The organism is Flagellimonas flava (assembly GCF_050617915.1).
Lineage (GTDB): Bacteria > Bacteroidota > Bacteroidia > Flavobacteriales > Flavobacteriaceae > Flagellimonas > Flagellimonas flava_A.
Map to the genome: position 1 here is coordinate 1,042,638 of NZ_JBODQE010000001.1, position 21,891 is coordinate 1,064,528.

At 41.1% G+C, this 21,891-nt stretch carries 22 protein-coding genes; 9 read left to right on the forward strand and 13 right to left on the reverse strand.

Annotated elements, in window-relative coordinates; all coding sequences use genetic code 11:
- Nucleotides 1–106: 106 nt before the first annotated feature.
- The 4 genes from ACRHOZ_RS04770 (at nucleotide 107) to ACRHOZ_RS04785 (ending at nucleotide 2,268) form a co-directional block, all read left to right on the forward strand.
- Complete coding sequence (locus ACRHOZ_RS04770; RefSeq protein ID WP_422348798.1) at nucleotides 107–352, forward strand: GIY-YIG nuclease family protein; 246 nt, start codon at nucleotides 107–109, stop codon at nucleotides 350–352.
- A 235-nt stretch (nucleotides 353–587) separates the two neighbouring features.
- Nucleotides 588–1,106: a hypothetical protein gene (locus ACRHOZ_RS04775; protein WP_431122939.1), complete on the forward strand. Its 519-nt coding sequence runs from the start codon at nucleotides 588–590 to the stop codon at nucleotides 1,104–1,106.
- Nucleotides 1,100–1,789 (forward strand): nucleotidyl transferase AbiEii/AbiGii toxin family protein, encoded by a 690-nt coding sequence (locus ACRHOZ_RS04780; protein ID WP_431122941.1) that lies wholly within the window; start codon nucleotides 1,100–1,102, stop codon nucleotides 1,787–1,789. The genes ACRHOZ_RS04775 and ACRHOZ_RS04780 overlap by 7 nt, the downstream gene beginning before the upstream one ends.
- Nucleotides 1,790–1,983: 194 nt before the next feature.
- On the forward strand, nucleotides 1,984–2,268 hold the full coding sequence (locus tag ACRHOZ_RS04785; RefSeq protein ID WP_431122943.1) for a DUF2188 domain-containing protein: 285 nt from the start codon (nucleotides 1,984–1,986) through the stop codon (nucleotides 2,266–2,268).
- 74 nt (nucleotides 2,269–2,342) lie between these two features.
- Here ACRHOZ_RS04785 and ACRHOZ_RS04790 read toward each other — a convergent pair whose 3' ends face one another.
- On the reverse strand, nucleotides 2,343–2,558 hold the full coding sequence (locus ACRHOZ_RS04790; RefSeq protein ID WP_420400606.1) for a helix-turn-helix domain-containing protein: 216 nt from the start codon (nucleotides 2,556–2,558) through the stop codon (nucleotides 2,343–2,345).
- A 125-nt stretch (nucleotides 2,559–2,683) separates the two neighbouring features.
- On the opposite strand from ACRHOZ_RS04790, the gene ACRHOZ_RS04795 reads away from it, so the two are divergent.
- From ACRHOZ_RS04795 to ACRHOZ_RS04805, 3 genes are all read left to right on the forward strand, one after another.
- Complete coding sequence (locus ACRHOZ_RS04795) at nucleotides 2,684–2,998, forward strand: hypothetical protein (protein ID WP_431122945.1); 315 nt, start codon at nucleotides 2,684–2,686, stop codon at nucleotides 2,996–2,998.
- 140 nt (nucleotides 2,999–3,138) lie between these two features.
- A complete protein-coding gene (locus ACRHOZ_RS04800; protein ID WP_431122948.1) occupies nucleotides 3,139–3,507 on the forward strand; it encodes a hypothetical protein in 369 nt (122 codons plus the stop codon).
- A gap of 11 nt (nucleotides 3,508–3,518) precedes the next feature.
- Nucleotides 3,519–5,090: an FAD-binding protein gene (locus ACRHOZ_RS04805; RefSeq protein ID WP_431122950.1), complete on the forward strand. Its 1,572-nt coding sequence runs from the start codon at nucleotides 3,519–3,521 to the stop codon at nucleotides 5,088–5,090.
- 22 nt (nucleotides 5,091–5,112) lie between these two features.
- On the opposite strand, the gene ACRHOZ_RS04810 is transcribed toward ACRHOZ_RS04805, so the two are convergent.
- The 8 genes from ACRHOZ_RS04810 to ACRHOZ_RS04845 all read right to left on the reverse strand — a co-directional run bounded on the left by ACRHOZ_RS04810 (nucleotide 5,113) and on the right by ACRHOZ_RS04845 (nucleotide 15,963).
- Complete coding sequence (locus ACRHOZ_RS04810) at nucleotides 5,113–7,071, reverse strand: hypothetical protein (RefSeq protein WP_431122952.1); 1,959 nt, start codon at nucleotides 7,069–7,071, stop codon at nucleotides 5,113–5,115.
- Between the two features lie 78 nt (nucleotides 7,072–7,149).
- Nucleotides 7,150–8,661 carry a hypothetical protein gene (locus ACRHOZ_RS04815; protein WP_431122954.1) on the reverse strand — a complete coding sequence of 504 codons (1,512 nt, stop codon included), beginning with the start codon at nucleotides 8,659–8,661 and terminating at the stop codon, nucleotides 7,150–7,152.
- An 11-nt stretch (nucleotides 8,662–8,672) separates the two neighbouring features.
- The gene (locus ACRHOZ_RS04820) at nucleotides 8,673–10,700 is read right to left on the reverse strand and encodes a hypothetical protein (protein ID WP_431122956.1); all 2,028 of its coding nucleotides are present in this window, start codon (nucleotides 10,698–10,700) and stop codon (nucleotides 8,673–8,675) included.
- Nucleotides 10,701–10,712: 12 nt separating this feature from the next.
- Complete coding sequence (locus tag ACRHOZ_RS04825; protein WP_431122958.1) at nucleotides 10,713–11,357, reverse strand: YEATS-associated helix-containing protein; 645 nt, start codon at nucleotides 11,355–11,357, stop codon at nucleotides 10,713–10,715.
- 376 nt (nucleotides 11,358–11,733) lie between these two features.
- Nucleotides 11,734–12,348: a response regulator gene (locus ACRHOZ_RS04830; RefSeq protein ID WP_431122960.1), complete on the reverse strand. Its 615-nt coding sequence runs from the start codon at nucleotides 12,346–12,348 to the stop codon at nucleotides 11,734–11,736.
- Nucleotides 12,345–14,120 (reverse strand): sensor histidine kinase, encoded by a 1,776-nt coding sequence (locus ACRHOZ_RS04835; RefSeq protein WP_431122963.1) that lies wholly within the window; start codon nucleotides 14,118–14,120, stop codon nucleotides 12,345–12,347. The genes ACRHOZ_RS04830 and ACRHOZ_RS04835 overlap by 4 nt, the downstream gene beginning before the upstream one ends.
- A gap of 82 nt (nucleotides 14,121–14,202) precedes the next feature.
- On the reverse strand, nucleotides 14,203–14,985 hold the full coding sequence (locus ACRHOZ_RS04840; protein ID WP_431122965.1) for a hypothetical protein: 783 nt from the start codon (nucleotides 14,983–14,985) through the stop codon (nucleotides 14,203–14,205).
- Between the two features lie 9 nt (nucleotides 14,986–14,994).
- Nucleotides 14,995–15,963 carry a hypothetical protein gene (locus tag ACRHOZ_RS04845; protein WP_431122968.1) on the reverse strand — a complete coding sequence of 323 codons (969 nt, stop codon included), beginning with the start codon at nucleotides 15,961–15,963 and terminating at the stop codon, nucleotides 14,995–14,997.
- Between the two features lie 552 nt (nucleotides 15,964–16,515).
- Here ACRHOZ_RS04845 and ACRHOZ_RS04850 point away from each other — a divergent pair.
- Together ACRHOZ_RS04850 and ACRHOZ_RS04855 are read left to right on the forward strand one after the other, a co-directional pair.
- Nucleotides 16,516–16,650: a hypothetical protein gene (locus tag ACRHOZ_RS04850; protein ID WP_431122971.1), complete on the forward strand. Its 135-nt coding sequence runs from the start codon at nucleotides 16,516–16,518 to the stop codon at nucleotides 16,648–16,650.
- Between the two features lie 126 nt (nucleotides 16,651–16,776).
- Nucleotides 16,777–17,664 carry an FkbM family methyltransferase gene (locus ACRHOZ_RS04855; RefSeq protein WP_431122973.1) on the forward strand — a complete coding sequence of 296 codons (888 nt, stop codon included), beginning with the start codon at nucleotides 16,777–16,779 and terminating at the stop codon, nucleotides 17,662–17,664.
- 3 nt (nucleotides 17,665–17,667) lie between these two features.
- Here ACRHOZ_RS04855 and ACRHOZ_RS04860 read toward each other — a convergent pair whose 3' ends face one another.
- The 4 genes from ACRHOZ_RS04860 to ACRHOZ_RS04875 form a co-directional block, all read right to left on the reverse strand.
- Complete coding sequence (locus ACRHOZ_RS04860) at nucleotides 17,668–18,327, reverse strand: hypothetical protein (RefSeq protein ID WP_431122976.1); 660 nt, start codon at nucleotides 18,325–18,327, stop codon at nucleotides 17,668–17,670.
- A gap of 85 nt (nucleotides 18,328–18,412) precedes the next feature.
- Nucleotides 18,413–19,819 carry a putative oxidoreductase C-terminal domain-containing protein gene (locus ACRHOZ_RS04865; protein ID WP_431122979.1) on the reverse strand — a complete coding sequence of 469 codons (1,407 nt, stop codon included), beginning with the start codon at nucleotides 19,817–19,819 and terminating at the stop codon, nucleotides 18,413–18,415.
- Between the two features lie 49 nt (nucleotides 19,820–19,868).
- Entirely contained in the window at nucleotides 19,869–21,068 is a 1,200-nt protein-coding gene (gene uxuA / locus ACRHOZ_RS04870) for a mannonate dehydratase (RefSeq protein ID WP_431122982.1), read from the reverse strand.
- A gap of 3 nt (nucleotides 21,069–21,071) precedes the next feature.
- Entirely contained in the window at nucleotides 21,072–21,890 is an 819-nt protein-coding gene (locus tag ACRHOZ_RS04875; protein WP_431122984.1) for an SDR family oxidoreductase, read from the reverse strand.
- Nucleotide 21,891 lies beyond the last annotated feature (1 nt).

Below are 21,891 nucleotides of genomic sequence, written 5' to 3' on the forward strand. Positions count from 1 at the left end.
CGAAGGGGAGCTTTTTTCTTTAAATGCATATCTTTCTGGTCTTCAAATTCTGGCGTTCCCAAGTGGTGAGCTACGGTGGACACCGTCCAATTTATACCCAAATTTTATGACACTCCCTTATTCCGTTTACATTCTGAAATGCTCTAATGGTCAGTTTTATACCGGATTCTCGGCTAACTTAAAGCAGCGATTAAAGGCCCATGCAAAGGGCGAGGTATCCTTTACAAAAGACAAGTTACCTATAGAATTAATCCATGTTTCCACTTTTTCCAACAAGTTAAAGGCATATGATTTTGAGCGGTACCTCAAATCCGGCTCCGGTATAGCCTTTAGGAACAAACGCTTAATCTAATGTACTACAAAGCAGTGAGCGCAGCGAAAAGCGTAGGAGGGCTCTTTTTCTCTTTTCAACCTCCTTTTAATTCTGAACACTCGGGCTTCAGGAAAATTTTCACAACTGAAATAATCCATATATTTTAAATCTCATTACCAAAATATCGTATATCACGATATGAAATAATATTCTATATTTAATTGTTTTTCAATATTTTATATATTAATATTGTATATCGCAATATGGAATAATTATGAGTAAAAGCAATTTACAACAGATGAAACCCCAAGATATTGTTGTTTTAGCAAAGCTAATTGCAATGGATGACCCTAACTATATTCAAATAGGGCTAGCCGAAGTGCTTTACATGAGTCAATCGGAAATAAGCGGTTCAATATCCAGGTCTTCCTATGCAGGACTTATCACTAACAAGGGCAAAGAAGTAAACCGAAAATTGTTTTTTGATTTTATCAAATATGGGCTTGCTGTAGTATTTCCCCAACATCCAGGTGCCCTAGTACGGGGCACCGTAACCGCCCATAGTGCTCCACCTTTGGATATGGAAATTGCAAGTGAAGAAAAATACGTTTGGCCCTATGCCAAAGGTAGAGCTCGCGGCCAAAGTATTGCTCCTTTGTACCCAACAGTACCCCAAGCTGTCGTTTTGGATCCTTATCTACACGAGTTATTGGCTTTAATGGATGCTGTACGAGTAGGTAGAGCGCGAGAGAAAAACTTGGCGCTAGAACTCCTAGAGCAACGTATATGCTAAAGAATACTTTGATCAATAGAGCGGCCACAAAAAAAATAGCAAAAGCCTTGGGCGACTTAAATGATGGGGTAGTTTATGTTGGCGGAGCAATGGTAAGCCTTTATATTGATGACCCTGCAGCCGAAGATATTAGGCCCACAAAAGATTTAGATCTTACTTTTAAGGTAGCAAGTTTTGCCCAATTGGAGGAATTACGCAAACGGCTTATTGAAAAAGGGTTTACCCAAAACGCAGAAGACAAGGTCAATTGCAGGTTTAGATTTGAAGATTTAAAAGTAGATGTAATGTCAACCCAAAATGTGGGTTGGGCGCCATCCAATCCTTGGTTTGCACCAGGTTTTGAAAAGGCTATTTCCATTACCTTGAATGAAACAACCATAAAAGTGTTATCGCTCCCCTACTTCTTGGCCACAAAAATGGAAGCATTCTTTGACAGGGGAATTAAGGATGTTTATGCCAGCCATGATCTGGAAGATATTGCTTATTTATTTAATTACACCACAGATATTGACGAGCAAATTCTAGTTTCCAACAAAGAAGTAAAGCAATTCTTGATCGAAAAACTAAATATCTTTAAAAATGACAATACCATCTTGACTGCAATCCGTGGAAGTTTATATTACGATCAGGCTGATGAACGCATGGATATTATTCTGCAACGTTTTCAAAATGTAATTGGATAATAAAAACAAATCACTTAAAAACATCTTACCCCCTGCTCTTCCATAGCTTTTCACAATAAACACCTAATGTGATGCAATATGCTCTGAAGCTTCAGCGAAGGAGCAGGATTGCGTTTAGAAACAAGCGTCTGATTTAAGAATTCAATACCACACTTTGGCTGATTACCATTATCTTCGAAATATAATGTATTCCCATGTCCAAAGGAAAATCTTGGTTACGAATCCTAATAGACCTTATTGAGGTTTTTATCAATAGTAAGGGGAACAATAAGCGAGGTCGTACGTGGCATCAACATGTGGTACCTTATGAAGAAGGTTGGGCCGTACGCCGTGAGGGCAACAAACGTGTAACAAGTAAACACAGAAAACAAAGTACGGCGATTCGAAAAGCCAAAAGTCTGGCCAAAAAATATAAGGCCGATGTTATTATCCATAGAGCGAGTGGAGGTATTCGAGAGCGGATTAGTTACAACGATTAACCAAAGCGCATGTTAGGCTGAATCTCGGCTCAAGCATGGACTTCCACAAACATTTTACCGCCATCGCGAGTTACCTAAAAGTTTATCAGTTTGGAAAGTGGCACGTCCAATGCCTTCGCAACCTCATGTAAGGTGAATAAAGTGGGGTTAACCTTCCCGTTTTCAAGTTTCTCCAAAGTCTGACGGTCCTTTTTACAAGCCCTAGCTAAATCAGACTGATTCCAACCTTTTTGTGAACGCAATTCTATGATGCGTTTTCCTATCCTTTGTTTTAACTCTTCCTTGGTCACAAAACAAATGTCAACAGATAAAGTGACATTTTTGTCATACTATTAGCTGACAATTGATTTAAATTATTACATTTGTCATACTGTAAGTTGACAATCTATATGAATACAAACCCAAATCATTTTCCATGAAAAACAAGAAAAAACTCAATCTGGACAATCTTGACCTCCCCATTGAAGCCTACTTTGGCACCCTGCAATCCCAAAAAAGAGGTTTTAGCATTCCCAATCTGCAGGTAAGGAGCTATATAGAGCTGCTTTTTAAGTTGGAGTCGCTCCTGAATGTTTGCATTTTGGCCTTGGACAATGCCAACTCTGGCCATCACGAACATATCTTGGAACCAGACACACACATTAAGTCGGTTTTGGAGTTGGCCGCTCAAATGATCCCTTTTGAAGAGGCGGAGTTTTTGGATGTTGTTAAACAGCATTTTCCAGAATAAAATCCGGTGGTTTTCAGTGCTAAAGAATATTCGTGTAGGATTATACAATAAAACCTACAATTCATACATATCTATCTGTATTTCAGGTGTTTTATCGGTAACTTATAAAATACAAAGCCGTTCAACCAATCCATCCGAAAATGAAAAAGAACACCCCTTTAGCATATATACTTTTCATCTTTTTTGCCCTGCTGTTGTCGTCCTGTGTCAGCACTCGCATTGAAGCCAGTCCTTATCAAGATAGTGTTGAGAATTTAGAGTGCCAACGAAAGTCCAGTTGGAGTTATTGGTGGGGAGTAGCCCCAGGGAGCACCAAAATGGTAAGCGCCAATCCGGATATTGCGGATACCGAATGCGCCTGTGCCGAAAGGGCCTTGTCCTGGACGGTGGTAAAAACCTCCTTCCCGGATTTTTTACTGAGTCTTGTTACCCTTGGAATCGTGAACCATAGAACCGCCATTTACGGATGCGCCAGACCACAAGGTGGAGAAGGTGATCTAGATCAATAAAAACACTTGCCATGCTACCAGACGGAATTACAAGATTGCCCATCCAACAATGGACCAACAAACACGAAAACTTTACCCACAACCTGGTGCAGAATGCTTCCTTTAAATTAAGGAACGTACCGGGGCAATCCCACAAAGAACGATACCGGAAAACCACCCAAAACTTCCAATGGCTCATCCAACATGCGCTGGACAACAATTTAAGACTGCGGGCCATGGGAAGTGGGTGGTCTTTTACCAAAGTGGGGGTAACTGAAGGGGGGCTCATTGATACCGCGTCCCTCAACTTTTCCTTTCCCTTGACCAATAAATATGTGGATGCCAATTACCCCAACCAACCGGATGATCTGTATTTTATCCAATGCGGCACCATTATCAATGAGATCAACACCCGTTTGGATCGGAAACTTCCTCCAAGATCCATCAAGGCCTCTGGGGCAAGCAATGGCCAAACTGTGGCCGGAGCCCTTTCCACGGGTACCCATGGTGCTGCCTTCACAGTTGGTGCCATCCCGGATTTTGTAGTGGGACTGCATTTGGTTACCGGGCCCAACTCCCATATTTGGCTGGAACGAGCCTCATATCCTGTAGCATCAATGGAATTTGTGGATTGGCTGGACGCAACTTTGGTACGGGATGATGAACTTTTTGATGCCGCCTTGGTTTCTTTTGGGAGTTTTGGCTTTATCCATGGGGTCATGATCGAAACGGAACCCCAATTCTTGCTTACTGAACACCGGGTGGCTCAGGTTCCTTACGATTCGAAATTGAAGAAGGCCATGACACAATTGGATTTTTCCAACCTTAATTTGGCCGGGACTGGACAAAACGGCGATTTGTACCATTTTGAGGTGCTCTTTAACCTTCACAAATTTGAAGCCAACAATCCGGCAAAAGGGGCTTTTCTTAAATACATGTTCAAAAAACCGGTGGTACCACACCCTCCCCTATTACGTGACAACAATTTCACGTATGGGGATGATCTCTTGGGCATAATCTCCACTGTTTTGGACAGATTGCCGGGTTCCGGTCTTTTGATTCCGGCAATGGTCAATGCCATGTTTGGATTGGCTTTTGAAGCCAAGCCCCCTATCCAAGGTACAGTAAAGGAGATCTTCAACTATACCAAATTCCGGGGCAAAGTGGCAAGTGCTGCTGTAGGAATCGCCATTGAAGATTCCCCAAAGGCAGTGGAACTCATTGTGGATGTGAACAAGCAAAAACCCTTTCCAGGGGGATTGTCCTTACGCTATGTAAAGGGTACCCAAGCAACTTTGGGCTTCACCAAGTTTCCCAATACCTGTGTTTTGGAAATGGACGGTGTGGATGGCAATAAGGCCAGACAATTTTATGAGGCCGTGTGGAACAAATTTGAACAAGAAAATCTACCCTACACCCTGCATTGGGGAAAAATCAATTTTAACCTCAACGAAAACCGAGTCAAAAGCATGTATGGGCCTGTTCAGGTTCAGTCCTGGATAGATGCCCGAAATCAACTGCTTGCTCCGCCAGTCATGGAGATTTTCAACAATAAATTCATCGAAGATTGTGGATTGAACAAAGTTAACGGGCCTATTGTATAGTCATGAAAGAACCTATACAAACCTAATTACTGAACAACCTATGTAAATAGTGTTTTGGATTTTCCCTGGCAATTAGATCAAAATCCTCCTCTCCCAAAAGGGTTTTCATGTCCACAAAAAGGTTTTTATCGGATTTATGGTTCCGCACCACATAAAAGTCGGTGCCGAAAAGTACCCTACTGCGCAACTTGTCCTTGCCTGTCAAAACAGGAGTTCCCTTTTGGGTTGAATTTCCTATTGGATTTGATGCTTGACCATTCTCCGACCCTTCACTTTTTTCCAATGTGTACTTGATCAAAGGATGCACTGATTCCTTGCTCAGGATATAACTTAAATCTGCATAAACATTGGGATATCTGATCATCAAACTACTAATAATGGAGTACCAATCTGCGTCATCCCAAACCTCATTGATTTTATACCAAGAAATTTCCTCATTCTGTTTTATTATGAATTTAATCCCTTCCGAAGGCTCTTTCATAAGTCTTTGACTATACTTTTCGCGATCCTGCTCCATATACCTGATCCATTCCTCTTCTCCACCATAATGGGCCAAACATATTTTTAAATCTTTTAGCGCTGCGTAGTCCAACTCTGGGCTTTCCGATTCCGGATCTTTTACAAAGGCATCAAGCGCTCGACTATTTTTATTTTCCTTAACCGCATCCAAGGTCCGTTTAAACAGGTAAGGATGCAGAAGACATAAATAATTAAGCGGATGTGTGAAATTCCATTGAAAATCCACGTTCTTGGTTTCTGGCAACACCTTTGGGCTTTCCTCATCATAATCCAAAAAAACCGGATGATAGTGCCAATCCGCTTTGATGGTACCCCTGTAGTAAATAGTCCCCATAATGCAATGGGCCATAATAGGGATTTGATTTTCGGCTGCATATCTCCAAATGGGAAGCAAGTATTCATCAAAACAATGATATCCCAAAGCTGGATAGATTTTGAATCCACTAAAACGACAATCTTCCATATAGGTGTGTACAAAACATCCCTTTTTTAGCTTGATTCGCCATTTTTTTTGTCCATTTTCATCTTCATTGCAATCCCATTCCCAATCAAAGAATTTCTCTTTTTCTTCTTTAATCCTTCTCGGGTCCAGGAACAGAAAAGGGTAATATCTCTTGGTGTCCTTTGCAACATCTTTCCCAACCAAATCCCATAATTCCAGCATTTGATATTTATAGCTGTCGTTAAGATCTTTCCCCATGGGTTGATCTTGATATTCTTGAGCCAATTTTCTTTGATCTTTGGAAGCAGAAGTCTTGCCCGCATGCATAAACTCCATGTCCATGGGAAGAATAACCAAGCCTGAATCTTTGGGGAGTTGATTCACGGCGCGCTCAGCAATCTTTCTTTGAGTTTTATAGGTCGTGGCGAACCTTCCTAATAAGTAGTAACGCTGCATAAGATCAAGAAAGGAAGAACTGAACACTTTTTTAATGGCAGGGAAAACTCCTTTCAACACAAAGAGTATAGGTTTTCTGCTAGATTTTATGATCAAAAGCACCGCCACAATCCAAATTATTCTAAAGAATATCTCCAAGTCAAAGTATAAATAGTGCTCTTGCAGCCAATTTTTGATCAGCATGAAGTATTTGTTAGCAAATTCATCCACTTTGAGAATCAAGGCCACAAATTCAACCAAATAGATGACTGCTATGGCACTGATCCAAAAAACCACCAACCGAAAAGGGATTCGAACCAAATAATGACCCAGGACCCAAAATTTAACCTTTAGGAATACTTTTTTTAGAAATTTCCAAAGACGTACTATCCATAACCGGTGGATCTTATCTGAATACCTAATTCCATGCTTGATTTTAAAAAACAGCTTGACCAAGCCGACCACCATGGGGGTATAAATTAGATAGTAGAAAGGCCAGGGCACTATGGTCTTGGCCAAAAAAGGTGGAACAAAATTTCCTGTGAACACATGGGCATGGCAGTTGACAAGTTGTTTTTTGGGCATAACGGGTCTATTTTATGAGGTGTTCTTTCAGAAGTTTATTTAGCTCGACCATAGTTTTTTTTTATTCAGTTATTATAGCTATTCGTCTATAATATCCAAATCAAAGTAGAGGTCATTAAAGTCGGTCCGGTCCAAGAACTTTTGCCATTCGGCATCCGAAATGTTTGCATTGTCCGCCTTCTTGACCTCATCCTCATCCGTTTGAAAAACCCTTCCCTGTGCCTTCTCAAGTAGCGCACTCTTAATACTGGGTAAGGGATGTCTCCAAGGGGGACTGTTTTTGGTCATGGCCCATTCGTTCACCGCCGTGATCATTGCTGTAAACTCTTGGGCATACTTGCCTTGGGCCATCCATCCCAAATTGGGGTAATTGTCATTTAATGTCCCCTTTAGGGTGGCATTATGACTTGCATGGTGACCAACTTTGTAGAGTACGGTACGTCCAAGAATGTCTTTGGCGGTGATGGTATCGTTCCCTCGCTGCCATTCATTATCATCCCAAGAAATCCAATTTCCTCTTTGGGCGTCAGCAGCAAAGAGTAGAACTTTTTTTGATTGCGGTAATTCAAATCCCAGTACCAAGCTGGTATTATTTACTCCCCTGTTGATTTTTAGGGCCAGATTTTCTGTTGAATACAACCATTCATCATCAATTCTACGCCAAGTGGCATTTGAGGGAACCTCCACATTGTCGTCATCCTCATCTTCGTGCTTATCGATATCTGTTCCATACCATTTTTTAAAAAATCCATGTCCAAAAGCACTATTTTTTTCCACTCTATACTCCCGTCGGAAAGGACAGGCTGCACTATCTCCAGCTAAAACCGCTGCATTAAACGACAAATGATGTCCATTTTGGGATGGAAATGCTTCATCTCCAATAGGGTCTTCATCCAACAGTAACTTTTCCCTGCGTGGTGGTCCCAAAACATAGGCTCCAATACCTTCCGTTTCTTTCAAGTCAACATAATCACCTGGATTGAGGTATCTGACACCCTTGTTATTCTGGGCTTTGTCCTTAACCAGTTTCATGGATTGCTTATTTCTGGATTTGGAAGGGTCTTTGGCCGCAGCACTCAAGGCTTTATGATTGAACGCTTCTTCTTTATCGCCGCCAAACTCCATACTCAATAGATTGTCGATTGTCTTGAGGGTCGGGTTATCAGCTTCCAATGAAAGACCCAAAAGCCTTCTCCCCTCCACTAACCCCAATAATTGGTCTTTATGTTTTTTCCGAATTTTCTTCGCAAGCTGGTCAGTAGGAGATTCTGTCCATGCAAACCAGGCTTCCTTGATATCAAAATCCTTGAAAAAAGGACTCCTCTTTTTCCAAAAGGCATTTACATGATCTTGATGTTCGTGGGTAATCACTACCAAATCAATGGTATTATTGGTAGCGGCAGCGATATGGTCGATGACCTTTTTTACATCCTTGTGCGGTAAAAAATTTTGGGACCCCGGTTTGTACCCGCAGTCAATTAAAATGTAATAGGGCACATCGCTGTCCTTCCTCGGCATTGCGATCAAGAAACAATCGCCATGACCAATACGGTACATCCGTACCTTAATTCCGTTTTCTGGTGTTTTCATTGTTGCCATGACTATTCTTCTGTTTGTTTGTGTAACATATAAAAAGGTTCATCACGATGGGATTCATTTTGGGCAACAAATCCAGCGTTGAAGGAATTACCGACCACTCCATCATCTCCCATAATAAAGTCTCGTAACCTGCTCAATTCTTGATTGGACCTAATCGTATCCGGAGTTCTAATAATTCTCCGTATTTCTTGACTGGTCGGGTTGATAATTATGGTACATCCTGCCCTATAGGTGAAATCACCATCTTCGCCAGGCGTCACCCCATTTTTATCCTTCTCTTTCTGAACTACGGGGTCAAAATATCCTCTTCGTCTCTGGGTCACCTCAACAACAATGTCTGTGGTAAAGCTACCAGCTATGGTTTGCCTGACCGTGGGCCTAACCGAGTGCACTTCTAAAGTAGGATCACCATGCTGATCACAATAAATAGTTTGGGGCATATCCGCCTCCTGATAAATAACCAACCCGAACAATTCTCCATAATCCCTCCCTATGGCATCACCCTGTTTCAACCAGTTGTGGACTTGTATTCGAAGCCGCCTTAGAATGTTCCATACCTTGAAACGGTCGCTCTCCAAATTCCAATTTTCTATTTTGCTAAGGAAATTCCCCCTCATGTATTCTTTCATGGAAACCCTCTTTTGGGTCTGCTCTTCCTGTCTATGTTGAAAAGCCTCATCAGTATCCTGATATTGGGTTGATGGGGTATTCCGCATCATTTCGTCCGCGCTAGGCCATTTCAAACCGTCAATTCCAGTACTGGTAACTCTTTTTGGAAGGATTCCCCATTCCCTAAAACTTTGGATAAAAACGATTCTATATTTCTCATTTTGAGGTGAAAAATCCAAATCCGCTGTGATGACTCCTCGTAAAAAATCACCAAACGTAATGCCCAATGGAGGGCAGTAGTCAATCGCCCTAATGCACATTTGAAGCACTCGATCTGCAGCTTCCGCCGCTTCTTGAGACAAACGATTGGTCAAATCTGGATGGATATCACCTTCCGGAAGATTTCCAGTTCCTTGAGTGGCAATTCGGAACAGGTCCGCACTATTCTCAGAATAAATCAATAAAAACGCCCTAAAAACGGCGGCTACCAAAATAGCGCCACGGGCATGAGGCTCAATTACATTATTGAGAGCAAATGGGTCTGGAGATCGCAGTTCCCATTCTCCCGTTTCTTTGTTGATTCCTCCCAAAGCGTCCCGTAAGGCGGCACCTCTGCCCGTGGCCCTTCCAAATTCTTGGGCCAGTTGACCAAGCAAGTTTTCACTCTGGAGATTACCGCGTGTCTTTTTGATTTGGTTTTCCAGTACCTGGGGATATGAAAAGTGTTGGAAAAGTGCCACAATATCAGCAAAAGCTTCGTGGAATGCATGCACATCAATATTGGTGGCATCATTGAATCTGGGATGGACACCATCCAAGAGAGCGTGAGTCACCTCATGGGCAATGATATCATGGGAAAGACATGTAAATACCAAGGTTCCCGGTGAATTGGATGGATCTCTAGAGGTTATGGGAAAATATCCAAACAACAACGCCTTTTTTGCCGGACTGTAGTAGGCATTTTTATCTCGAAGCGCATGGGGGTATACCCGAAGTCTTCTTACAAACTGATCAATATACCTGCCGTCCGGAAGTCTCTCGACTCGATCGGACCAAAATGCTACCCTGCCCAAGGCTCTTTCAAACTGTTTTATGGTGGTCATGACCACAGCATACACCATTTGCTGATGAAACTGGGGATTGGATTCGGAAGGAGTTAAGCCGTCTCGGGCAATAAGGTGTGAATCCTCCAGATTGACGGGTTCATAGAAAACGCCACTTGCAGGGTCATAATCAACTACTTCTATATACTCCCCAATAGGTCCCAATGCAAGATCTTCCCAAGGGATGTCAAGGGTAAGTTGGTTCATCTCGGCCGTTTCCAGATTAATGGCCAGACTTGGGTCAAAAGCCAATACTCTAAGTTTCCTAAAGTATGGGGCTTCCACCGGAATCTTGGATACTAAATTAAAACTGATCATACCAAGTCTTTTTCAATCGGTTAATGAATAGATGCGCTTACCTCCACGTCCCCGGTAGCGTTTTATAATGTTCTTTTGTTCCAACTTGTCTATCAGCGCTTTGGTCTCCGTGCTGTCCAATCCGCTGTCAGTAGCGATTCCTTCCACAGTTCTGAACTTGAATTTTTCATTTTGAAAGGATTTAAAAATCTTGTCCGCCATTTCGGCTGGAATCTCATTTTTAATTTCTTCCAACTTCTGGGGTTTGGCCGTTAAAGTTCCTCCATCGGTTTGTTCTTCCACTAGGGCTTCCACTTTTTCGGTATTGTCCTTGGTCTCTTCTTCAATCACATCGGTTTTTCGTTTGATTTTTTCGAGATCCTGAATGACCCGATCTCCGATTGAATTCATAAACCTATTCGAGAAGAAAGCAGCAATGAGGCAGAAACCAACAAACACAAAATAGTCTGTTGGAGCATTCTGAAATTCCAGTAGGTCACTGGATACCATGTTCAAGAACAAGGGAATGGTAAAGGCCGCAATAGTGCCTAAAAAAACACTTTTCACTAGGTTGTAGCCCTTCGCCTCCAAATTGCTCTCAAATCGAAAAAAATTACCAATACCACCTACAATGCCACTGGACAAAATGAGAACAACAATCAATGTCAATTTTTCCATGAGATTATCGTTTATCAGACTTCTGTATACCAAATCGAAGTCAAGGTTGAATGCGTTGGAAAAAGATAAGTGACACATCATACTTAAAAACTGAACATGCCAAGTATCCGTTTAAAAACCAGTAAATTATACGGGGAACTGCTGGTTATTAAGATAAAAAAATATCATGTGAAATCATTGCACAAAATCCTTAAAAAAACTGGGGATTTTCCGTAAACTTCAACTAGGTTATTGCATTTTTTGATTCCTAAACCTAAAATGTTTGGAATCATATCATTCGATAGATTCCGTCTTACCTCAAATGTAATTTTGAAGCCTAGACAAAAAAATCCCCATAAATGGGGATTTTCAGCCTAACTAACTAAAAACAAGCCGTTTAAAACTCGTATTTTTTCTCCACAGCATAGCGTAGCAGTTCCCCAGCCCCACTCAAGCCAAGCTTGCGTATCATATTTTTACGGTGGGTGTCCACGGTGCTCTTGCCAATAAAAAGTTCTTCTGAAATTTGGTGCGAAGTGCGACCTTTGGCAATCAGCTGTAAAATCTCCCGTTCCCGGGAAGACAGTACACTCTTGGAACTATTTTTTTCCGTGTTGGGAAGATGTAGTTTCCTGTCATAAAAGGTTTTCCCTGCTGCCACGGCCCTAATGGCCTCCAAAACCACATCCAAGCTACTGTTTTTAAGTATATATCCATGGGCACCCACCTCTAGCATCTGCCGTACCGCTTCATCCTGATCAAACATGGTAAAGGCCACAATCTTGGTATAGGGCAATTCCTTTAAGATAATTTTGGTGGCTTCAATTCCATCCAATTTGGGCATTCGAATATCACAGAGAACCACCTTGGGCTGTTTTAACCGGACTATTTTTAATAATTCTTCCCCATTATTGGCATGACCTATGACTTTGAGGTCCTCCTCATAACGAACATACGATCGTATGCCATCTATAAGGGCTTGGTGGTCTTCAGCTATTGCTACGGTAATCATACCGGTATATCGATTAATATGGAGGTGCCTTTACCTAGCACACTGTCTATGGTAAAGTTCCCTTCCAAATGTTCCACCCTTTTTTCGATTGTTGTCAGTCCCATTCCGTTATGGACCTTGCTGACTTTGGTACTATCAAAACCCGACCCATTATCTTCCACAATAATGTTAAGCTGGTCCTCATGCTGGGTTAGATGGATGCCAACTTTTGTGGCATTGGCATGTTTAATGGCATTGGCCACAAGTTCTTGTACCATTCTAAATATGGTCAGCTCCAAGGAATTTTCCAGCCGTTCTCCCAGACCAAAATCCTCTACGGTTACGTTTAGTGCATTGGTTTCGGAAATGGTCCTAGCCATTTTTTTGATGGCTGGCAGCAATCCCTGGTCGCTCATTACCCCGGAATTTTTGCTATGGGCCATTCCCCGAATCTTTTGATAGGCTTCTTCCAGCAACTTTTGGGCATTTTGAATGGCAGGATCTTTTTCGCTCACCTTGGCATTATCAAAATGGAGCTTGATCGTGGCCATAAGACTCCCTAGGTCATCATGAAGCTCATTGGCCACTTTTTGACGTTCTTTTTCCTGACCTTCGATCATGGCATCAATACTCACCAATTCCTGTTCCTTGAGAAGGTTCTCCAACCTGTGTTGCTTGAGCTGTGATTCTTGCTCGGCCAACAAGCGTTTTTTGGTGGTATTTTTTTGAAGGAGGATGGCTATGCCAAAGCCCAAAATGAGTGTTATCCCAGCCGCAATGAGCCAGTTTCGATTGGCTCGAACCTTTTGTTGTTCTTCCAAGATTTGTTTTTCCTTTTCGGCGGTTTGATACTTTGTTTCTAAATCATTGAGTAGGTCATCGTACCTAAATTTTCTTAAACTATCTTGAATTAGTTCGTATTGTTTGTACTTGCGATAGGCCATCTTAAAATTACCATATAATGTATCCTTTACAGAATCATAGAAATAAAAAAGAGAGCTTAGTTGCAAATCTGTCTTGTTCGAGTGTGCATTATCAAACTTAGCCAAGTAAGAATCAAGGAGTTCTCTTTTACTTTCCTTGGCAGCGATTCTAGCTGCAAACACCAGCAACTGATTATATCTACTTTTTGCATAGGCAAATTCTATTTTGGAAAACTCATTTTCCGCCTCACGTATATAATACCAAACTCTTTCAAACTCTCCGAGCTCTTCATAATAGCTGGCAAATACAGTATAGGTAATACCTTTAAGGTATGGCACGTTATTATTCTCAAAGTATTTGGAAAGCCACTCATAGGATGCAGAATTCCATTGATCAACTTTATAATTTTTAAAGTTTAGAATTAGATTAAAATAATTGTAAAATGCCTTCTCATAATCATCATACGCATAGTTCTTATAGTCCTCAAGATATTGTTCAAATGTGATGTTGTCATAGAGATAGTGTATTCTATGGACTGTAAGAATTTTTTTTAAAGCTTCGCATATGAGAATGGAATCTTTTTGGGTTTTGGCCAACACCAGAGCATTCCGATATTCTTCCAATGCTTGAAGATTTTTATCGTTGAACTTATAAAACAGGTAGTCCCCCATATTTATAGACCCATAAAAACTTTGGTATATCCCTTGCACTACATTTGAAGTCTTGGCAAGCTGATATGGATTCTGTATGTCATCTCCATAAAAATCAAATATTTTAAGCATTTTTAGCTGCCAAAGAAGTGCCTTGCCATCTGATTTTTTGGTTGCAAGCAGTAAATTCTCAACCTCCTCCAATTGATATTTTCTCAAATAATTTATCGCCTCTTTTTCTTGGCCAGAAACCAAAAAAGAAACACAAAAGGCCCATAACAAATGGAAGGAAACTTGTATTTTATTTTGGCAAAATATAGACATCCGAAAGTTTCATCTTACATGGTCGGCCTGCTCCAATGGCGGCAAATATCAAATCTTCCTCATCTCCTTCCATATGTGATTCATTCAACATTTGGGTTATGTTTTTTTCTTTGGCCATCCTTTTGGCCTTGTTTAAGCCATCTTCTTCCTTAAGCGCATTTATCAATTCAATTCTTGTCTGTGAATCCTTTAATAATCCGACCTCTTCACCATCCCTATAAAGATATAAGGGATCAGCAAACAAACATTCATTATTTCTAACCTCGCTATCTTTTTCAAGAATTTTGGAATATTCGTTATCCACATGCTCGTAGAAGACCACAACCTCTATCACATCACCTTGGTAAAGTTTTAAGTTCAATGCAGGTGGTATAGGTTCTCCTTCGATCGGCTCTTCAGGGAGTGAACCTTTGAATTCCTTGTTAAGTCCTTGAAGAATCATATAGATTTTTATAAGCCGACCAGTTGAAAATCCTTCCAAGATAAAATTGGAGGGTAATTTTTTGTCCTTGTAATCAATAACCTTCCCAATGCCCATTGTAATATTACCAGTGTAATTTTGCAATCGAAAGTTTATTTTTTCAACTAGAAATCCGGTTTTACCATTGTCATCAATTTCCCCTATAAAATGGCCATATATTCCAAAATGGGTACCGTATTGTATATCTGAGAAAATGGGTTCAAATACATATTCCACTTTACTTTCACCACTAAGTTGTCTATTTAAAACCAAAGGAAATCTAAGTCGTTCGTGTGCCATAATTGTTCTCTAATTAAATGTTTCTATTTGTGGTATTTTCATTTTGTCGTCTTTATAATCGTGAAATCCCCCGTCACTTTCTTTTGTAAAATCAAGAGGATTCGCCAAACAATATTCAAAATTGGCAATATCTCCAGCGAACAACAATCCAACAAGATTTCCATCAGTTGTTGTGACAATTGACCCTGAATCACCATTTTCGGCGTTCATACGGCACCGAATTTGATTCTTAAAAATGAGCTTTCCATCTGGATATTCGCTATGCAACACTTGAACCGATGAAGGAAAATCTATTATTCGACCATGAGTGCACTTTGTAGATCTGCCGTGCTTCTGAACTTCCATATCCTTTTCAGGCCTAACAATGCTCCCAAGGGCTTGTTGGCTCGTGGTACCTGACCCTACTTTTACGGTATCATATACTTTGGCAATTGCGGCATCAAAATGACTATCCAAGCGATACCAAACTAGTTCTCCTATGGAATGTTCACTAGTTCGACCTCCATCAAGACGGCATGGCTGCATAATAGGATCTCCTAATCTTCCATTGGAATTCACAAATACATGCCAATTGGATAAAACATAGTTTGAAGAATCATTTTTCAACCTAAAAGTGCATCCAAGCGTACCTGGACCTCGGTATTTATGATTCATGGAACTGCAACCTCCCAATAATGGTCGAATAGGATTTGCTAGTCCATAATATCTGTTCTCAGGAACTAACAAAACCTCAACTTCAAAGGTTTTATTTATGTCAAAAAGCTGTGGGAAATTTGTATGATTTTCGCTCGAAACGATCAGCTTTGAAGGCAGATTATAATTGTCTGCTGGAACAAACTTGTATTCTCTTTTTTCTGCCACCACCCCAGCTTGTATCATCCATGGAATTTGATTGCCAGTAGCATTGGTTGATTTAGCAATTGTCAAGGATACGAGCTTACCCTCACCTTGGTACCATTCAATTTCTTGCCATTCCAATTCGGATTTTATGACCCTATATACGCTTTCCTCATATTTAGAGTCAAAATGCCCTAATAATTCCATATACAAAGATTAATCTGCCAAGCATGGTAAAACATCCCCATTCCTAGGGATTTCTACCAAAACCAAGTAAAAAGTTTATGGAAATAATTGTGAGGCCCTGAAAATTAGACATTTGACATCTAACTCCATTGCAGATTTCCCTTAAAAAAACTGGGGGTTTTCCGCAAAATCCCCATAAATGGGTATTTTTTTTGACTTTACACCCTTCTAATTTTCCCAACCTAGATTGTTGCCCTTCATGGATAGGTCATTCAAATTTTGGGGGAAACGAGAACGACTGAATATGAAGGGCTCCCTTTTTATTCCCTAAAAGTCTACCCAAACACCGTTTTCAAGTTGGTTTCCATCGACTAAAAAACTAGGCCAAAGGTGTTTTTATTCGATTAACCTTTGTTTGCATCCCATTTGTCCCGTATTTATCTCATTTAACCAATAGTTTGGGGACACTTCTTAGGTATTTAAAACTTTACTGCAAAGATTTAACCTATGAAAGCTATTCTATACAACCTTAAAAAGGAATTTTCCGTTCCAGAAAACCTAACAGCAGGTATTAGCTGTTTGATCATTGCCATTACCGTATTCTTTATTATGGCCGTACTGAACAGGGAGGTATTGCTATAAGGATCCTTAGCCTCTTTTTTACTAAGGTCATCACGTTTTCACCCCAAGCTCGCTTAAATGTTCTTTAAGTTTTAACTTGCTTTTGTTATTTGGGTATTTTTGGTCTTTTAAAATTCAAATTGACCCATGAACTGGTTGCGTTCGGTAATATACCAGCCCCAAATTAATTTTCTAATAAGAAATGCTTGCAAACTGTTTTCCTCCATTTTGCCGGAAGGGTGGAAATTGCCAGCTTCAGGATTGGTCAAAATCAATATTGAAGGGATCTCCCCATTCCAACTAAAGACCAACCAAACCAGCTATATTACCCGCCAACTCTTTTGGAATGGCCCTATGGCCTTTGAATACACCCCGATTTTTAAAGATTTGGTAAAGAAGGTGGAGACCTTTTGGGATATTGGTGCGAATATTGGCTACTACAGTGTTTTGGGATGCAAAGCTAACCCCAACCTAAAGACTCGAGCTTTTGAACCTTCGGACGGGGCCATGTCTTATTTACAAGCCAATGTTGAACAGAATCAATTGGATAGCCAGGTGAAGGTTGAACCTTTGGCTTTGTCCAATTTTAAGGGCGAAATAGAATTCCACCAAATTGTGAATCCAAAATTCCCCAATATCGCCAACCTTTCAGGGGAACATAATATCGGAACCAAAACAAATCTACCATCCAAGAAAGTCAGGGTAAAAACCCAACGCATGGACGACTATGCTTCCGGCATTGGAAGCATTGACCTGATGAAAATTGATACCGAAGGAGCAGAAGTTGAAATCCTAAAAGGAGGATTGGAGACCATAAAAAAACATCAGCCCATTATTATCTGCGAAACCCTGTTCAACAAAAATGAAGCGGAAATAGAAGCTATTTTGGGTGAATTGGACTACGAATTTTATAACCATACCCCAAAAGGACTTCAAAAAGTGGAAACTTTGAAAAGAAATGAGGACAACGGTGTCCGGGATTGTTTTTGCGTACCTCCTGCAAAAGTTTCCCTCATCCAGGAATTTTTAGCTTAACAGCTAAATATTTAAGCAGTTATCCTTTCTATAGAAGACCGAAGTGCACCACTTTCCAGAATTAATGGGACCTAAACCATGAAAATCCAATCGCTTGAAATTATTCGATTCCAGAAACTGATAGCCCTCCAAATACTCATCCCTATCGGAATTGTCCCAAATAACAACACCGTCTTCCTTCAACGCATTTAATGCATTCAAACAACAATTTACCCTATCCCTACCATCCAATACAATGATGTCAAACGCCTTCGAATAATTCAAAATTTCTTGGGCATAAGCCTTGGATTCCAACTCTCGCCAGAGGTATTTTATTTTAGGAGTTGAGTCTAAACGGGGCTGCATTTGCCTATACCAATCTTCATCATGTTCCACTGATACCAGGGTGCAGCCTTTTTTGTTAAACCACACGGTGGAATTCCCACTTCCATACTCAAAAATGGACATTTCGCCATGAATTCGTTCTTCCAAAAAAGCTATGAAAGCATAGGTGAACCATGGAAGTTCATTCCCATTTTTTTGAACAGGTTTTCCGGTTCTCACACTATTGCTCCAACCCATGGGAAACAGAAATTTCTTCTGAAGAAGATAATTGGCCAAAAGTAACCGCCCAAAACCAGTTAGACTAAAAATGTAATGGATAAAGCGCTGTAATGGATTCAACAGTTTTCAATATCGATTGGTGATACGCTGCAAATCTATGTCTTCCCTTTTTAATTGGAGCCAATTATTGCAAAAAAGGAGGAAGTCAAGGCTGTTGCTTGGCCAATTTTAAGGCCTCCGTGGTGGTATAATATTTTACAAGCATATTGGGAATTTCCCATTGCGGGAGATGACCGTCCTTTAAAAACTGCAAGTATTTTTCGGTCACCTGTCCAAAATGGGCCTCATGCCCCACTTTGTACTTTTCAGGGATTTCCACTTTCCATAATTCATCCCCAACCTTTTCCAAGTCAAGACCAGGATACCCTTTAGAGAGTTCCGATACGGCATGCTGTAAAACCTCAGCTATGGGTTGTTGATTTTTGGTTTGAATGTACAAAGTGGGTTTATACGCTTCCTTTTCACCTTGTTGGATAATCAAATTACTTTTTGAGCCCCGCATAATGGAATAATGTGTGTCTTTGGCACCTTCAGGCGCCTTAAAATTCCAGATGACCGATGCTTTGGCGTGAATCCCTTTCAGCTTGTATACAAGCTCTCCATTACTGTGCACTTTTAGCGTATCACTTTGAACATCTTTTTTAAGATATTCGGGGTATTCCTCCAATTGGGTCACGTTTTGGAACATCTCTGGGGTCAGGTCCGTGGTCCAACGTCTGGCCGAGATTAATTCTACATCCTCCTTGGACAGTGTCTGCTCTGGAAAAGTTTCCCATTGAATCAAATCCACAAGATGGGTGTTGACATCCACTAACCCCTCTCCTTGCTGTTCGGTATCAAAGAACCACGCAGGCCTGGTCAATGGTTTACCTGCGACCAATTTGGAAAAATGATGCACACTTTCCTTGGTGATTGCCGGTTCTTCAGGGGTTCCCGGTAAAAGTTCCCCAAACACCCCAGGCATTTGTGATAATTCCCGCTGAAGCATGGTCGTAATCTCATAACGTTCTGTCATAATATCATAAATCAACAAGCCTTTTTCTTCGGCTAGACTGAATGCTTTTTCCAGGGCTGGAAAATCATCGGCATCAATCACCATGGGTTTATCCGCAAACACGTTTATCCCCGCTTCAACAGATTTGAGAATATATTCTGTTTTCTTGGCGTTATTTCCCGATGCATTCATTACGTTGCCTGCTTTTTCGGTAAGCATCCGCTCAAAAAAGTCCTCTCCCCGATACACTTTTAAATTCCAAGAGGTCGGATCTTGCTCACGGTTGTTAAATCCTTCTATTCTTTGAAGATGTTGATTCAAATCGGCTCCCCTAGGTGCATATACATACACTTCAGGATTCATTTGATCATACATGGTCTTTAAAATCAATCCGGCATGGAAATGCCCGGGATCTAGGGTTATCAGTTTTACTTCTCCTTTATTCCCCGAAAATTGGTTGGTCACAGTCTCTTTTTTATCCGATGCTCTTTGGTCCTGCTTGCAAGAAACCGCGATTAGAGCGATTGCTAAACAAAGTAGATTCAGGTTGCTTTTCATGATAATGTTGTTATTTCTTGTTTTGATCTATTCGTTTTTAGCCCATTTGTTATGATAAGCCAAGTCCATGCCTAACTCCCACCTCGAGACCTTTGAGTTCAGCCATTCCCATGGCCCTTCCTATAAGGGAATAGCCCGGATAAAATTCTGCTACCCGGTGCTGGTCATCCAACACAACATGACCATGATCCGGTCTCATTGGGATAGCTACCTCTTGGTCTCCGTTCACCAATCTTCTTTGTTGTTCCTGAACAAGCTCCCGCATTACTTCTGCCATTGGAACCGACCCTTGCAAATGTGAACTTTCGTAAAAACGTCCAGCGCCTTCCCGTTCTACATTTCTAAGATGGACGAAGTGTATCTTATCCCCAAAATCCTGGATTATCTTTATCAGGTTATTGTTTTTGGATGCGCCGAAAGAACCCGAACAAAAAGTGAGTCCATTGCTATGTGAAGGACAAGAATGCAGTATGTTTTGTACATCCTCATGAGTGGAAACGACACGAGGAATTCCAAACACCGAGAACGGCGGGTCGTCTGGGTGAATGGCCATCTTTACACCCAAATCCTCGGCTTCTGGAATAACGGCATTAAGGAAATAGGCTAAATTTTCTTGTAAGGTTGGTTTATCCAAATCTTCCAGGGCCTGAAGATTGCTCTTAAAATCTTCCAGTGAAAGGGCATCTTTGGTACCTGGCATTCCTATCAGAATAGCTTGTGCCAATTTTTGCTGCCCATCGGCATCCAAATTTTGAAAATATTTGGTCGCATCATCCTCTTCTTCGTCACTATATAGGGTATGGGCCTTTTCCCTTTTTAATATATGCAAGTCAAAGGCGGCAAGGGCAACAGGATCATATAGCAAGCTGATAGCACCTGTTGGAAGTCGGAATTGAAGATTAGTTCGTGTCCAATCAAACAAAGCCATAAAATTATAGCAGACGGTAAAAATTCCGTTAGCTGCAAGGTGTTTTAGGGTTTGAATATAATTTTCAATGTATTTGTCCCTTTCCTGCTGACCATACTTAATGGTACTGTGGACATTCACGCTCTCCACAACAGACCATTCCATCCCATGCCGTTCTATCTCTTTTTTGACCGCCAAAATGTTCTCCTCTGGCCATACTTCGCCTATGGGTATTTGTCCACAGGCAGTGACAATGCCCTCAACGCCCAACTGTTTTATTTCTGGGAGTGAAACCCCAAAGGAAGGGCCAAACCAGCGAAATGCTTTTTTAAGAAAATCCATTTGCTATACCCCTGAAAATGAACTAAATCCACCATCAACTTCAAAGATGGAGCCTGTGACAAAACTTGAAGCATCGCTCAGCAAATAATGAACCATGCCATTGAGTTCCGAAGTATCCCCAAAACGACCCATAGGTGTGTTGGCCAAGATTTTCTTCCCTCTTTCCGTGTACGTCCCATCTTCATTAATCAAAATGGCCCGGTTCTGATTCCCAACAAAAAAACCCGGAGCAATAGCGTTCACCCGTATCTTATCACTGAATTTGGATGCCAGTTCTTGCGCCATCCATTTGGTAAAGGCGTCCACTCCTGCCTTGGCCATGGAATATCCTAAAACCCTGGATATACTTTGCCGAGCGGCCATCGAAGAAATATTTATGATAGATCCAAATCCTTGCTTGGCCATCAACTCACTTAAAATTATGGTAGGGGTTACTGTTCCAAACAGGTTCAAATCCACCACCTCCTTGGTATCCTCGATTTTCATGTCATAAATGGTCTGGCCCTCTTGTAGAGTGGCTCCGGGAATATTCCCCCCCGCCAGATTGACGATGCCATCCAGTTTTTTGAATTCCTTGCTTATTTTTTGCTTCAAGGAACTCAATGCCGCCTCATCCAGTAAATCCACAACAAAGGTATGGGCATGGCCAATCTGGATTTCATCCAGTTCTTTTTGTTTTCCGGCAAGCTTCTCTTCCGATCTTCCCAAAAGAATTACCTTGGCTCCTTGCCCTACCAAATAGGTTGCAATGGATCCTCCCAACGCGCCGGTAGCCCCGGAAAGTAAATAATGCTTGTCTTTTATAGAAAAAAGTGAATCCATT